This window comes from Psychrobacter okhotskensis (assembly GCF_965638355.1).
In the GTDB taxonomy this organism is placed as follows: Bacteria; Pseudomonadota; Gammaproteobacteria; order Pseudomonadales; family Moraxellaceae; genus Psychrobacter; species Psychrobacter okhotskensis.
Window position 1 is genome coordinate 1,411,450 of record NZ_OZ281822.1, and the last position, 14,252, is coordinate 1,425,701.

The 14,252-nt window shown below is 42.4% G+C and carries 12 protein-coding genes; 6 read left to right on the plus strand and 6 right to left on the minus strand.

Going from position 1 to position 14,252, the window contains the following annotated elements:
- Positions 1-424: 424 nt before the first annotated feature.
- The gene (locus tag ACSUPM_RS06025) at positions 425-1,684 is read left to right on the plus strand and encodes an alanine racemase (protein ID WP_173239335.1); all 1,260 of its coding nucleotides are present in this window, start codon (positions 425-427) and stop codon (positions 1,682-1,684) included.
- A complete protein-coding gene (locus ACSUPM_RS06030) occupies positions 1,672-3,006 on the plus strand; it encodes a D-arabinono-1,4-lactone oxidase (RefSeq protein WP_201566913.1) in 1,335 nt (444 codons plus the stop codon). The genes ACSUPM_RS06025 and ACSUPM_RS06030 overlap by 13 nt, the downstream gene beginning before the upstream one ends.
- A 270-nt stretch (positions 3,007-3,276) precedes the next feature.
- Here ACSUPM_RS06030 and ACSUPM_RS06035 read toward each other — a convergent pair whose 3' ends face one another.
- From ACSUPM_RS06035 to ACSUPM_RS06055, 5 genes are all read right to left on the minus strand, one after another.
- Entirely contained in the window at positions 3,277-3,912 is a 636-nt protein-coding gene (locus ACSUPM_RS06035; protein WP_025650674.1) for a glutathione S-transferase family protein, read from the minus strand.
- 31 nt (positions 3,913-3,943) lie between these two features.
- Positions 3,944-4,621, minus strand: a complete 678-nt coding sequence (locus tag ACSUPM_RS06040; RefSeq protein ID WP_025650673.1) for a type 1 glutamine amidotransferase domain-containing protein — start codon at positions 4,619-4,621, stop codon at positions 3,944-3,946.
- A 216-nt stretch (positions 4,622-4,837) separates the two neighbouring features.
- Complete coding sequence (locus ACSUPM_RS06045) at positions 4,838-5,899, minus strand: NADP-dependent oxidoreductase (RefSeq protein WP_436880267.1); 1,062 nt, start codon at positions 5,897-5,899, stop codon at positions 4,838-4,840.
- A 314-nt stretch (positions 5,900-6,213) separates the two neighbouring features.
- Positions 6,214-7,425, minus strand: coding sequence for an iron-containing alcohol dehydrogenase (locus ACSUPM_RS06050; protein ID WP_201577780.1), 1,212 nt, complete (start codon positions 7,423-7,425; stop codon positions 6,214-6,216).
- 325 nt (positions 7,426-7,750) lie between these two features.
- Positions 7,751-8,353 (minus strand): TetR/AcrR family transcriptional regulator, encoded by a 603-nt coding sequence (locus ACSUPM_RS06055; protein WP_350587839.1) that lies wholly within the window; start codon positions 8,351-8,353, stop codon positions 7,751-7,753.
- 531 nt (positions 8,354-8,884) lie between these two features.
- Here ACSUPM_RS06055 and ACSUPM_RS06060 point away from each other — a divergent pair.
- The gene (locus tag ACSUPM_RS06060; RefSeq protein ID WP_101212690.1) at positions 8,885-10,369 is read left to right on the plus strand and encodes an aldehyde dehydrogenase family protein; all 1,485 of its coding nucleotides are present in this window, start codon (positions 8,885-8,887) and stop codon (positions 10,367-10,369) included.
- 152 nt (positions 10,370-10,521) lie between these two features.
- Here the strand turns inward: ACSUPM_RS06060 and ACSUPM_RS06065 are convergent, their stop codons facing one another.
- A complete protein-coding gene (locus ACSUPM_RS06065; protein ID WP_025650667.1) occupies positions 10,522-10,752 on the minus strand; it encodes a hypothetical protein in 231 nt (76 codons plus the stop codon).
- Between the two features lie 167 nt (positions 10,753-10,919).
- Here ACSUPM_RS06065 and ACSUPM_RS06070 point away from each other — a divergent pair, with 167 nt between their 5' ends.
- From ACSUPM_RS06070 to ACSUPM_RS06080, 3 genes are all read left to right on the plus strand, one after another.
- Positions 10,920-12,263 (plus strand): DASH family cryptochrome, encoded by a 1,344-nt coding sequence (locus ACSUPM_RS06070; protein WP_436880268.1) that lies wholly within the window; start codon positions 10,920-10,922, stop codon positions 12,261-12,263.
- 66 nt (positions 12,264-12,329) lie between these two features.
- Entirely contained in the window at positions 12,330-12,767 is a 438-nt protein-coding gene (locus tag ACSUPM_RS06075; RefSeq protein WP_025650665.1) for a DUF3429 domain-containing protein, read from the plus strand.
- 192 nt (positions 12,768-12,959) lie between these two features.
- Entirely contained in the window at positions 12,960-14,201 is a 1,242-nt protein-coding gene (locus ACSUPM_RS06080; RefSeq protein WP_025650664.1) for an NnrS family protein, read from the plus strand.
- Positions 14,202-14,252: the final 51 nt, after the last annotated feature.

Genomic DNA, 14,252 nt, shown 5'->3' on the forward strand with positions numbered 1-14,252 from the left:
AGAAGTAAAATATTAGCGGCATAAGATTACTATGGACAAGGGGTAACGTCTAAATCATAAAGGATAAACAGTAATAGTTAATCCTGAGCAAAGGTCAAGATAGGCAGTAGCTGCTTTGAATCTCTATTAGGGCATGTCCTCAATTCAATTGACCCTATTTAAATAAGCTAAAAATGGCTGAATTTTAAAAAATTAGTGGCAATAGAGAGTTTAAATATGGGATAACGTGTAATAGCCATAAGCACAATGACTGATAATTGTTGAATTTTTATAGACAGGATGCTTGCCGGTTTAACTTTGTCGGGTCAAACTGTGATGCTTATTTATCAATTTCCATCAATAAACCACTAAGCAATAAAAAAAGAAAAAAGACACAAGGCAATGTCTATAAAGGCGTAATTACTCACTTTTATAAGGAAGCAAAATGGATTTTGCGCAGATAACGATAACAGCACCCAAATCACCGAGTGCGTGGCTCGACATGGATGCCCTCGATCATAACATTCAGCTGGTCAATCAAAAAACCCAAGCCGTTAGCCTACGTTTGGCAACCAAGTCACTGCGCTCGATTGACGTCTTACACTATATCAAACAACACTCTCCTCATTTTATTGGCCTCATGTCTTATGCTGCCGACGAATCTGTCTATCTGTTAGAAAATGGCTTTGATAATATTCTCTGCGCCTATCCGACATTAGATATGACGAGCGTCACGCAAACTTTTCCCTATATAAAACAAGGCGCGACCATGATTTGGATGGTAGATCGTCCTGAACATGTAGAGGCACTGAATAAAGTCGGTAAGGCGCATGATGTGGTGGTAGATATTTGCCTCGATATCAATATGTCGATGCCGCTGCCAACGTTGTATTTTGGCACCAAGCGTTCTGCCTTAATGAGTAAAAAAGACATTAAAAAACTCATCAAACACATCAAAAAATTGGCCAATGTCAATGTCTGTGCAGCGATGGGTTATGAAGCACAAATTGCTGGACTGCCCGAGCATTTGCCAGGTAAAGCGCTACTAACGCCAGCCATTAAGCTGTTAAAAAACCGCTCAAAAAAACAAGTCAGTCAGCGGCGTGGCTCGCTGGTCAGTTGGCTCAAAAAACAAGGTTATAAGCTAAAAATCGTTAACGGCGGTGGCAGCGGTAGTATGGACTTTACTTCTCGCCAGCCTGAAATCACCGAAATCACTGTTGGCTCGGCATATTATAAGCCTGCATATTTTGACTACATGGACAGCATGATGGAATTTCAGCCAGCGGCAGGATTTGTGTTACCCGTCACACGTCAGCCCGAAAAAGGCGTAATTACTTGTCATGGTGGCGGGTTTATCGCTTCAGGTGCCACGGGAGTGGACAAAGCCCCTGTGGTGTATTATCCATCCAATTTATCAATAGTAGCTGACGAAGGTTTCGGCGAAGTACAAACGCCGATGATGGCTAGTAAAGTTGGTAAAAAATCTGCTAATGGTAAAAATGAGCTAAAGATTGGTGATGCTGTCTGGTGTCGACATGCAAAAGCGGGCGAGCTGTGTGAACACTTTAATGAGCTAAGCTGTTATCGAAAATCTGACATACCTGCACCTGCGCATTTTTCAAATACTGAAGCACTATCAAACGCTACAAAAGCTGAGCAAACCATGACCACTTATCGAGGAGAGGGTAAATGTTTTCATTAAGACAGTGGCAGGGCAATCACGACTGGCAGAATTGGGTCGGTTATGTGACTGCGCAGCCTGAGCAAAAGCTCACGCCCTCATCCGTTGCAGAACTGCAAGATATTGTCAAAAGTGCCCGCGCCAACAAAAAGCGAGTCAGAGTCACGGGTGCGGCGCATTCGTTTAGTGGCTGTGCAAAGCCAGAAGAGATTGCCGTCAGCCTACACAATATGCGCGGACTTGTTTCAGTAGATAAAGAGGCCAAATTAGCGATTTTGCAGGCGGGTACTTATTTATCTGAAATTGGGGAAGCGCTAAAAGAACACGGCTTGGCACTAGAAAACATGGGTGATGTGCAAGCACAGACCATTGCAGGGTCAGCAAGTACCGCCACCCATGGCACAGGCATTAGCTTGGGCTCAATCGCCAATCAAGTCGTGACATGGGAATGGGTAGATGGGCGCGGGGAGCTGCATACTCATCACCGCGGTGATCCCGAAACTGACGATTTAGGCAATGCCTTGCATGCCAGTCTAGGTATGCTCGGCATATTTACCAAGCTCACCATCAAAGTTGTTGACCTTTATGGCCTAAAAGAGAGCAATGAAGTATTGGATTTTGAAGAGGGTTTGGCCAGATTTCATGAGACCGCCCACAGTCATCGCCATCTGGAATGGTTTTTATTTCCAGGTACCAATAAGCTCCAACAAAAAACGCTGTCTGTGATAGCGCCAAAACCCATGAGTGGCTGGCAGAAGTTTAAAGATCAGTTTGATAGTGCCGTGACCCTCAATGGCGCTTTTTATCTGCTTTGTGAGCTGGCACGTATGAAGCCCGCTCTCACCAAAAAAGTCAGTGAAATATCGGCGAGCTCGATACCGAACACCAAGCGCGAAGGCTATAGCTATGAGGTGTTTCCGACACCGCGCGGCGTCAAATTCAACGAATCAGAATACTTTATTAAACTCTCTGACTTTGATGAATGTATCTCGGAGGTCAATCACCTTTTACTAAAAGATAATAAGGGCTCACATTTTCCGATTGAAGTGCGCACCCATAAAGGCGAAACAGGCATGTTGAGTCCAACTCAAGGAGAAGACTGTGCTGTCCTATCATTCCATGTGTATAAAGGAATGAATGATGAGCCACTATTTGAATGGTTATACCACTATATGAAAAAATGGGAAGGTCGTCCGCACTGGGGTAAGGTCAATAAACTGAGCCATATAGAACTACAAAACTTGTATCCTAAGCTAAATCGATTTTTGGAGATTCGCCGTCAATACGATCCCGATAATGTCTTTATGAACCGCTGGCTTGAAGAAAAGTTTCTCAACCGCTAATTTTAGACTTTTTCGAATCAGTCTCGTCAAACGATTAAGCGTTCATTTATAGTCATAATATCCTAAGAACGCGACGGTATTGCTGATATCAGTTTTCAGTTTTTTGTAGCCTCTGTCTGCGCAGGCACAGCTAGCAAGAAAAATTGATATCAGCAGTGCATGATGTATCGATATTACTTTTCACTGACGATAAGCAAATCGCACGTCTTTCGTTTATGACATAAAAAAGCAGCTCGTTAAAGAGCTGCTTTTTATAAAATTAATAATAGTTTAAGACTGGATTGATTCATCGTGTTCCGCTTCTAAGCGCATCGCACGTTGATGACTATCAAGACTGGCCAAGTGTAATGCATACTGCTTAATATTTGGATAGTTGTCTAATTTCTGACGACTGGCCAAAATAATTAAGTCAAATGACAACATAAAGTCAGCACCGCTAAGCTGGTTGCCGACGATATAAGACTTACCCTCGACCGCTGCATCTAAATACTTGAACAGTCTGGTTTTTTCTGTCTCTATATAACCGTTCAAAAACTCGTTGTCATTGATACCTGCTTTTTTAGAAAACAACTCAAGCATCAATGGCAGCATGAGCGAGCTTTCAGCAAAATCAATCCACTGTAGATAATGTCCATAATCCACACTATCAGTAGCGGGGCGCAAACGCTCTGGCGCAAAGCGTTCGATCAATAGCTCAGTAATGGCCCCTGACTCCGAGTATATTTCACCATCCATTTCGATGACCGGTGACTTACCAAGGGGATGTACGGCTTTTAAGCTATTAGGTGCCAGATGCGTTTTAGCATCGCGCTGATGACTAATAATTTCGTACGGCTCGCCTAGCTCTTCTAGCAGCCACAAAATGCGTAGCGAGCGTGATTGGTTTAGATGATGCAGTCGAATCATAATAGTACTCTTCTTTACTTTGTCAATTGGATTAACCGTTAAGCTTTGCGATCAAACGCTTAGCGGCTTCTTCTGACGATGCTGGGTTTTGACCTGTGATTAACAAGCCGTCTTCTACCACAAACGATTCCCAATCAGCTGCTTTTTCATAATTACCGCCATTGGCTATCAGTGCATCTTCTACTAAGAAAGGTACCACATCTGTAAGGCCAACCGCCTCTTCTTCTGAATTGGTAAAGCCAGTGACTGTTTTTCCTTTCACTAAATATTCGCCATCGATTTTGACATTTTTGAGGGCAGCAGGAGAGTGACAAACAAAAGCAACCGGCTTATCTTGCTTCACAAACGTCTCAATCAAATTAATAGAGTTTTTATCCACTGCCAAATCCCATAATGGGCCGTGACCACCTGGATAAAATACTGAGTCAAAATCTTCCGCTTTCATATCAGCAAGTTTTTTGGTATTGGCAAGATGCTTCTGCGCCTCAGAGTCTTCTTTAAAGCGCGTCGTATCTTTCGTTTGCGCATCTTCAGTATCGCTACTAGGATCAAGAGGTGGCTGACCGCCAGCAGGAGAGGCTAGGGTTACATTGACACCAGCATCCAAAAACGCATAGTAAGGGGCGGCAAATTCTTCTAGCCAAAAGCCTGTCTTCTTACCAGTATCGCCTAGTTGATCATGTGAGGTTAGTACCATTAAAATATTCATAAGTGTCCTTATTTATTGTTGATGTTGTTTTTAAATTATTGAGTACTAGCAGTCATGCTTAACTATTTATACTGAATTAATTATTCGTACTTAATTAATTTAATATTGTCATTAGCAATGACTGCTAACAGTATTCATGGTTAATGTGTCACTTTCAGTAGTTGTCGTAACGAATTATGTTGTGAAGTCGTTATTTAATGACTTAATTAACGTCACTTACTCGACGTCCGCTACTTTTACGACGGTTTTGCCAAAGTTATCGCCATTGAGCATACGAACAAAAGCATTTGGTGCATCGTCTAAGCCTTCAGCGATGTATTCTTTGGTTTTGACGTCGCCAGACTCTACCCATTTACTCATGGTTTTTAAGAATTCAGGGTAGTGATCGCCATACTCTTCAAAGATAATAAAACCTTTGATAGTTAAGCGCTGGCTTAAGACAAGTCCTGTCAATACACTTAAGCGATCTTGACCCTCAGGGAGTTCAGTGGCATTGTATTGTGAGACCAAACCACATACTGGGATACGGGCATGAGCATTTAATAATGGCATTACCGCATCAAACACTTTGCCGCCGACGTTTTCGTAATAGATATCGATGCCATCAGGGCAGGCGGCTTGTAATTGCTCAGCGAAGTCATCGGCATAATGATCAATACAGACATCAAAGCCTAGTTCATTAACAGCGAAGTCACATTTTTCTTGACCACCAGCCACACCAACAGTGCGCGTCCCATATTGCTTACCGACTTGACCGACTGTGGCTCCGACTGGTCCAGTTGCGGCTGCGACGACTAGCGTTTCCCCTTTTTTTGGTTTGCCAATATCAGTTAAACCCATATAGCCAGTAAAGCCCGGCATACCAAGTACGCCTAAACCATAAGAAGGGTTGGGCATGTCTTTGTCTAACTTGAGAATGCCTTCGCCATCACTGACGCTGTAATCCTGCCAGCCAGAATTGGCGACGACTAAGTCACCTACTGCAAAGTTATCAACATTAGATTCGACCACTTGCGCCACTACGCCGCCAGTCATGACGTCACCAACTTGCAATGGATCGGTATAGCTTTTTGCATCGCTCATACGCCCACGCATATAGGGGTCTAATGACAGATAGACCGTACGCAGTAGCATCTCATTGTCATTTGGCGTCGGAATATCGCTGGTAGCCATATCGAAGTTATCAGATTTTGGCTCACCAGTAGGACGACTGGCCAGTTTAATTTGACGGTTTGTTGCTTGGTTTTGTTGCTCATTAAAATTATTGTCAAAGCTCATAGTAAAGCTCCTTTTTTATTTATAGAGTGTTAGATATTGATTGTCAGTTGACTACTAATATTTAGAAAGTGAACGGTTTAACGGTTAGATATTGCATAGTCGTTTTTTAATAGTTATTGACTCTTTGCTTGTTGAAAGCTAATGGCGGATTAAAAGGGCAGTAACTACTCATATTTGAATAGCTACTGTTACTGCAGTCATTAAAGATACTGGTATTCTAAAAAGTGGTATTTTGGCTATCAATATTTTGAGCGTTGTTGTTTCAGCCAAATACCATTCAATCTCAGGCAGCATTCGTTTACTGTGTTGATTGGTTACGAAGCTTTGCTGGTCACTGCACGATCTAAGATGCGACGTGATACGTCAAGATCATTCGTGCCGTGCTCACCCAGTTTGACCATTTTATGAGATTCGAGCTGCTTAATAATAGGGTCAATTGCTGACTGGTCTAATTCAGCATCTTCTAAACTGACTGGTAAACCAAGCTCGCGGAAGAAGTTCTCAGTATTGACAATCGCTGTCTCAATGATGGTGTCATCGTCTTGAGTGCTATCAGTAAGGTTCCAGACATTGCGTGCATACTGGAGCAGTTTGTCTTTTTTGCTGTCTTTTAGCTCACGTAGCACTGAGGGTAAGACGATGGTGAGCGTACGTGCATGATCAATGGCGTGCAATGAAGTTAGTTCGTGACCAATCATATGCGTCGTCCAATCTTGTGGCACACCAGTACCAATCAGACCGTTCAATGCCATGGTCGCGGTCCACATGATGTTTTTACGCGTTTCCATGTTTTCTGGATCTTTTTTGACGGCAGGGCCTTCTTCAATCAAGATTTTTAGTAAGCTCTCAGCGAAAGCATCTTGCACTTTTGCATTGACTGGGTAAGTCAAATACTGCTCCATAACATGGACAAAGGCATCTGCAACACCGTTCATTACTTGACGTTCAGGCAATGTTAAGGTTTTCGTTGGATCTAAGATTGAGAATTTAGGGAAGGCCAATGGGTTACCAAAGGGCAGTTTTGCCTGACGTTCGCTATAGTTGACGACACCGCCTGAGTTCATCTCTGAGCCCGTTGCTGGAATGGTCAATACAGCACCTAAATCAACGGCAGAGTCGATATTTCTGCAATAGCTGGTCAATGCATCCCATGCTTGCTCACGTGAGACAGACCCATCTTCTTCAGTTAATGAAGACACAAGCGCGACAAACTTACTGCCATCAATGACTGAACCGCCACCGACTGCTAATAAGAAGTCAATGTTATGTTCATTGACCATGTCAGCTGCTTTCAATAAAGTCACAAATTCTGGATTGGGCTCGATACCACCAAACTCAAAAATTTCACGATTTCCGCTCGCCGATAACGCTTTTCTGACTTCGTCTAAAGTACCTGTGCGTTCAGCCGAGCCACCACCATAAGTGATAAGTACTTTTGCATCACTAGGCACTAGCTCTGATAGTTGTTTGATTTGGCCTTCACCAAAAACGATACGTACTGGGTTGTAATATTGGAAGTTGTTCATAATTTTCCTAAAGGTTATAGAGTGTATGTCTTACGTTTTAAAACTAAAATTCGTGATGCGTGTTCTAAACATCTGCACGCATTGTACATGAATTAGACCGGTCGTCTATAGCTTGACCGTGAATGGTTACAAAACTATCGTAAAGCAGATGGTATGAATCTAACGAATGACTATTTATAACCACGGTGCGTTTTTATCAAAAATGTATAATCTAATTTATCAGAAGCATAGACCTAATTAGAGACGTACAGCTTCATGAAAAACAGGCGGCTTCGTTGAAAAAGCACCGTGAGTGACAGTGTGTGATGATGGTGCGTGCTGACAGTTAGCGACCCAGTTGCGACGTCGTCATTTGCCAGACTTCTGCAAGTGGGGTATTGGTTTGGCTGGTTTTAGCGATTAAGCTGGCACCAAGCCACGCAAAGTACCAGCGCTTTGCCATACTCTCAGCAGCGATATTGTCGAGTTGTGGTACAGAGCCATCAGCCCAACCAGTCTTTATTTGTGTGGCAAGCCAAGTGACGGTTTGCTGATAGCCAGCGTTTAAGGCCTCACGCATTGTCTCTGACATATCTGCCACCTCTGCGCTAAGCTTGACGACCAAGCACTTCCCATGGTCACAGCCATTTTGCTGAGTGTCGTACCAGTTTTGAAAGTAGTTATACAGTTTTTGCTGGGCACTTACATCTTGTTCGCCGATCGTTTCTAAACGATTTTTATAATTAAAAAAATAATCACCGATGATTGCCTCACCGAAAGCTTCTTTTGATTCAAAGTAATGATAAAAGGAGCCTTTGGGCACCCCTGCGGTATCCAGTATTTGTTTGATACCAACGGCTGTGAAGCCTTTTTTGGCAATAAGCTGGTAGCCTGTGGCTAATAGGTGGGCTTTAGTATCTGATGAAGTGGTCGTTGTAATAGTAGACATAAAGATAATGTCCTCCTGAGATTTTTTTGATAATTGGGATGGAATAGTTTGTGCAAAATAAGTTGTGCAAATAGCATATTCGATTATAAAGTGCTTCATTGGTAGGTTTGGGCGAGATATAGATCATTACTTTTAACGCTCTCTTTCAACGTATTTTATTTGGCGTTACGTTTATTCAACAATCTTTAATGATAAATTATTCTCGTTTTCATGATGCCTATGGTAGCATTAGACCAGTCGTCTAGCAAGTTGCGTTTTATAACGGCTTATAACTGATGATTGATAACTGATTATGATTGAGATTTTATCAGATACTAAATTTTAAAGACGTTGACGAGATTTTTAATCTCTACTCGTTATCTTTTAGAATAGTGCGTTCAATAATGAAGTTTTATCAAAAATGTTTTCACATAGATTTTTTGGATGACGTTACTTATTAAGGGCATCATTTATTAATAATATTATTAGTTATCTATCATATTGCTAGCTCAACCGTTCTACCTCATAACCATAAGATAAATAAGGACAATTATGTCAACTGATACCAATAAAACCAACGCTTACAATGATTTTCATCTGCAATATATCGCAGGCTCATGGCAGCAGGGTAAAGACGATAGCGTCAATACCAACACCAATCCCTTTAATGGCGATACATTGGTCGAAATTCAGCAAGCAACAGAAAAACAACTTGATGAAGCGTATCAAGCCGCCAACAAGGCACAACAAGCTTGGGCCAAGCAAACGCCCGCCGAACGTGCAGCAGTGCTTTATAAAGTCGTTAATATCTTTGATGAACGTCAAGATGAAATTGTAGATTGGCTAATCAAGGAGTCGGGTAGTACTCGTATTAAAGCCATGGCAGAGTTTAGCAATGCGCGCGCGATTACTTTGGAGTCCGCTTCATTTCCTAGCCGTGTACATGGTGAGATTCGCGCTTCTAACACCCCTGGTAAAGAAAACTATATTTATCGTGAGCCGATGGGCGTCATTGCCGTTATCAGCCCATGGAATTTTCCATTACATCTAACCCAACGCTCAATTGCCCCAGCATTGGCATTGGGTAATGCTGTGGTGCTTAAGCCTGCTAGTGATACGCCGATTACTGGTGGTCTATTGTTTGCAAAAATATTTGAAGAGGCGGGTCTGCCAAAAGGCTTGCTCAACGTCGTCGTCGGTGCTGGTAGCGAAATAGGCGATGCCATCGTTACCCACGATATTCCAAGTTTTGTCTCCTTTACGGGTTCTACGTCGGTAGGCAAACACATCGGTGAGCTGGCCAATGGTGGTGATTACATCAAACAAGTCGCGCTTGAGCTCGGTGGTAATAGCCCATTTGTGGTATTAAAAGACGCGGATATTGAGCAAGCGGTAAAAGCCGCCGCCTTTGGTAAGTTCCTGCATCAAGGTCAAATCTGTCTCGCTATCAACCGTATTATCGTTGAAGACGAGATTTATGATGACTTCGTAGAGCGCTTCTTAGCTCATGTTAAAACCTTAAACGTTGGTGATCCGAACAAGCAAGATACGGCAGTGGGTCCAATTATTAATGAAAAACAAGTCAAATCGCTGAAAGAAAAAATCGCTAAAGCACAGGAAGAAGGTGCCAAAATGATTTTGAGTGGTGAGATTAAAGGTCAAGTCGTACCGCCGCATATCTTTACTGAAGTGACTCGCGAGATGGATTTGTCACGTAATGAGGTGTTCGGACCATTGGTTGGTATTATTCGTGCCAAAGATGAGGAGGATGCGTTATCGATAGCCAATGACTCCATGTATGGTTTATCTAGTGCGGTATTTACAGCAGATATGCAAAAAGGTCTGCGCTTTGCTCGCGGTATCAGAGCGGGCATGACCCATATTAATGATATCTCAGTCAATGATGAGAGCAACATGCCATTTGGCGGCGAAAAAAACTCAGGTATTGGTCGCTTCAATGGTGAGTGGATACTGGAAGAGTTTACCAGAACGCATTGGATATCAATGCAAAACGAACCGCGTCAATATCCATTCTAATTTAGCCGTTTTAGCTAGTCTTTTTAACTAGCTGTTTTAATAGTATGTTCTAGTCGAGTTAGAATTGTTAATAATGAAAAAGACCGCTTTTATAGCGGTCTTTTTTTTGTGAGTGTCAGCTGTCATTGTGAATCGCTTTATCTAAAAACAGGCTATCGAGAATGAAAACCTAGCAAAGCTTCAATCTCTTCAATAGTTATCTTTCTAACGAGCGCTTGCTCTTCTACTGATAGGCGATTGGTATGTTCTTTTATCATCGTATGGATGCTACGGGAGATCTCAGATGTCGTTGCATAATACATTTGCGGCTGTTCTTTGGTCAGCGTCATCAAAAACTTATTAACGATTTTACGCTTTTCAGCAGGTGCATTTTCTTCAGTCATAGTATTCTCCTAAGTGTCCACCATTTAATCAGCCCACTCAAGTAGAGTCAATGCTAGCGATTACAGTAGCTGCAAAAAGGCAGGTATTTAACACGTCCTATACTGTATCGCTTTTTTTAAAATATTATAGTCATAGCGTAGGGGCTTTTAAATTCTAAAGGATAAGCATGAGCAATCAGTTAGTAGCTAATGAGTCAGGTGAAAAAACAGTATTAATGCTGTTTCATAATGATCTGCGCGTGCATGACAATGCGACTTTGAGTCACGCTGCAGTGTTGGCTAATAGTGGGTCTTTGATAATGGTTTATGCGTCGGAGTTGGCTGATAGTCAAACGCCAAACTGGGGGCAAGCTTATCACTTTGATGAGAGAGGATTGGCGCGCCAGCAGTTCCTATTAGAAAGTTTGGTAGATTTAGAGTCATCGCTACAGCGTTTAGGCAATAGGTTGTTGCACTTAAATCAAGATAAAAAAGCAGACGAAGATGCGTTTACCCAGCTTTGTCAGCTTATTGAATCACAAAATGTTAATGATATCTGCGTTAGTAACACCGCCGACTACGCTCAGAATTTGGCTTATAAAGCGCTACGAAATAAGTATCCACAAATCATTTGGCACTATCAATCGACCGCAACGCTTTTTGCCTCAATGCCAACTCAAGAGCTACCCAAAAGCTTTACTCAGTTTCGTAAAAAAGTAGAGTATGAGCATAATCTATTGAGCGCTCAAGACGATCTTGCCATTTGTCAAACCCCTACTAAGTTACCACCTATGCCTAAAACGCTAGATAGTAGCCATTATATTTTTGAATCCAAAACATTTGATAAATCTGTACAGTTAGAGCCAAACTTCAAAGGCGGAGAAGGGCAGGCACTTGTACATCTAAACAATTATTTCAAGTCGGATGCGCCAAGTCGCTATAAGACCACTCGTAATGCGCTCGATACTTGGACTGACTCAACAAAGTTCTCGCCGTGGCTGGCTAACGGTTCACTATCGGTCAAAGTCTTATTAAACCGTTTGCGTCAGTACGAGCAGGAAGTGATCGCTAATGACTCGACGTACTGGATTTGGTTTGAGTTACTCTGGCGTGAGTATTTTTATTGGTATGCGGTTACGCATGAGCATAAACTATTTTTGTTTCAAGGAATTAGCGATCAAACGCCAACGACAACTTTTAATAATAAGCGTCTGACACAATGGCAAAACGGCACGACGCCGTATCCTATCGTCAATGCCTGCATGAATCAGTTAAGACGTACGGGCTATATGTCAAATCGTGGCAGACAAATAGTTGCCAGCTGCTTTATCCATGAGTTGGGACTTGACTGGCGTTATGGCGCGACTTATTTTGAACAACATCTGATCGATTATGATGTAGCAAGCAACTGGGGCAACTGGCAATACTTAGCAGGAGTCGGGGCAGATCCTAGAGGCTGTAGACAGTTTAATCTGAAGAAACAAACCCAACAGCATGATCCTAAAAATGAGTTTATCGATAAATGGACATAATCTTATAATCATAGAAATTTAGTTAATGTCCAAATACAAAACCTTAATAAAAGATTGATTTACCTTATGAAAAAACCCAGTCCCTATTTAACGTTTGCCGGTGTCATTCCGTTCGTTGCCTGCGCCATCTTTATCACTATGGGCATTGACGCTATACGGGTACTGGGCGCAACCACGCAGATTCTTTCAGTCTATGGGTTAGTCATTGCCTCATTTATGGCAGGCGCGCATTGGGGCAATCATCTGGGGTTGGCTGATAACCATCCGTGGGCTGTCAAGCTACCTATACTCAGCAATATTATTGCGCTGCTGCTATGGCTTGGCTTTTTAAGCCTATCAACGACGGGTTTTATCTGGTTGCTTATAATTGGCTTCATTTGTCTGCTGCTCATTGATTATGGTTTACGTCGCGCTGATATTATTGATAATAAGTATTTTAAAGTTAGAAAGTACGTGACCCTAATCGTGGTTTTTTCTTTGTTTGTAGCCGCTATACAAATTTAAAGGCTGCTTGCTTAGCATCTGTATTACTTTATCAAATAGACATTAAAAAAGGCTATCACTCTAGTCGCCTTTGTTGTATGCATTCATCATTTTATAAGCTATCAAGTGCATTGCGCATATTGTATAATTTATAACATTCATTTAATATGAACTTTTAAGTAAGCGATTTAAATCAATTCTAAGAAGACTGCTATGCACTCTATCAAGCTACCGAGTAAAGCACCATACTCTCCACATCCTATTCTTAACCTCAGCTTTCGCCTATTTTTTAGTGCTGCGGCAGTATTTGCGATTATCATGATGGTGTTGTGGTCGTTTGTGTTTACCGGACATACCGACATCGATGCTCAGGTTTTAAACCCGCTGTACTGGCACGGTCACGAGATGATTTATGGTTATGCACTCGCTGTGGTGGCGGGTTTTTTACTGACGGCAGTAAAGACATGGACAGGAGTGATGATGCCGCATGGTTATTCGCTACTGGCAATCTTTGCTTGTTGGTTGCTGGCGCGTTTAGGATGGTTGGCTTTTGGGCTTGGCGTCACCATTGCAGGAAGTAGTGCATGGTTATTATATGCAGCGGCATTATTTGATTTGTTGTTTGTCGGCTCGATGGCTTTCGTTATATTTCGCGCAGTGCTACAAGTCAAACAATACAAACAAATGGGAATTTTGGCCAAGCTGGCGCTACTAACACTGGGTAACGGTCTGTGCTACTGGGGTATTATAAGCGCAGACATGAGTACGACCAGAGTAGGTATCTACTTGGGCTTTTACTTAATCATTGGCTTAGTGCTAACTATTGGGCGGCGAGTAGTCCCTTTCTTTATTGAGCGCGGATTAAGTGGGGCTGGCACTGGCACTATAACGCTACGAAATAGTAAAATTCAGGATATTGCCAGCTTGGCTTTTTTCTTCGCTTTCTTTTTGGCCGATTTGTTTTATCCTAATAAGTATTTGCTGACGATCACGGCACTTGGCGTAGCCGTGGTCAATATCATTCGTTTGTTGGGATGGTATAATCGCGGTATTTGGCAAAAGCCACTGCTGTGGTCATTATATATTGCCTTTTTGGGAATGTGTCTGAGTTTCCTGCTCTACGCTTTGCAGCCTTGGCTGGGCTACGCGCATAGTATTGCGCTGCACGGATTGGCCATTGCAGGGGTTGGGATGATGACGGTGGCGATGATGACGCGGGTATCGCTTGGACACACGGGCCGCAGTATTCATCAGCCACCAAAGAGCGTGAATGTCGTATACATTCTGATGATACTGGTATTTGTCAGCCGAGTGTTATTACCGCTGGTTGATATGAATCATTATTTGTTATGGATTATGGTGGCACAAAGCGCGTGGATTGCTTGCTTTGTACTGTTCTGCATCAGTTATTTACCGATGCTAGCACGACCAAGACCAGACGGCTTATTTGGATAATATGCATTAGAGCAAAAATTTCGAAAACGTATAATATGAAAGCATTAACTT

What these genes read in the sequence shown, in the direction of transcription:
- ACSUPM_RS06025 (WP_173239335.1), top strand. Translation starts at nt 425, where the DNA reads ATGGATTTTGCGCAGATAACGATAACAGCACCCAAATCACCGAGTGCG.
- ACSUPM_RS06030 (WP_201566913.1), top strand. Translation starts at nt 1,672, where the DNA reads ATGTTTTCATTAAGACAGTGGCAGGGCAATCACGACTGGCAGAATTGG.
- ACSUPM_RS06035 (WP_025650674.1), bottom strand. Translation starts at nt 3,912, where the DNA reads ATGATTCGACTGCATCATCTAAACCAATCACGCTCGCTACGCATTTTG.
- ACSUPM_RS06040 (WP_025650673.1), bottom strand. Translation starts at nt 4,621, where the DNA reads ATGAATATTTTAATGGTACTAACCTCACATGATCAACTAGGCGATACT.
- ACSUPM_RS06045 (WP_436880267.1), bottom strand. Translation starts at nt 5,899, where the DNA reads ATGAGCTTTGACAATAATTTTAATGAGCAACAAAACCAAGCAACAAAC.
- ACSUPM_RS06050 (WP_201577780.1), bottom strand. Translation starts at nt 7,425, where the DNA reads ATGAACAACTTCCAATATTACAACCCAGTACGTATCGTTTTTGGTGAA.
- ACSUPM_RS06055 (WP_350587839.1), bottom strand. Translation starts at nt 8,353, where the DNA reads ATGTCTACTATTACAACGACCACTTCATCAGATACTAAAGCCCACCTA.
- ACSUPM_RS06060 (WP_101212690.1), top strand. Translation starts at nt 8,885, where the DNA reads ATGTCAACTGATACCAATAAAACCAACGCTTACAATGATTTTCATCTG.
- ACSUPM_RS06065 (WP_025650667.1), bottom strand. Translation starts at nt 10,752, where the DNA reads ATGACTGAAGAAAATGCACCTGCTGAAAAGCGTAAAATCGTTAATAAG.
- ACSUPM_RS06070 (WP_436880268.1), top strand. Translation starts at nt 10,920, where the DNA reads ATGAGCAATCAGTTAGTAGCTAATGAGTCAGGTGAAAAAACAGTATTA.
- ACSUPM_RS06075 (WP_025650665.1), top strand. Translation starts at nt 12,330, where the DNA reads ATGAAAAAACCCAGTCCCTATTTAACGTTTGCCGGTGTCATTCCGTTC.
- ACSUPM_RS06080 (WP_025650664.1), top strand. Translation starts at nt 12,960, where the DNA reads ATGCACTCTATCAAGCTACCGAGTAAAGCACCATACTCTCCACATCCT.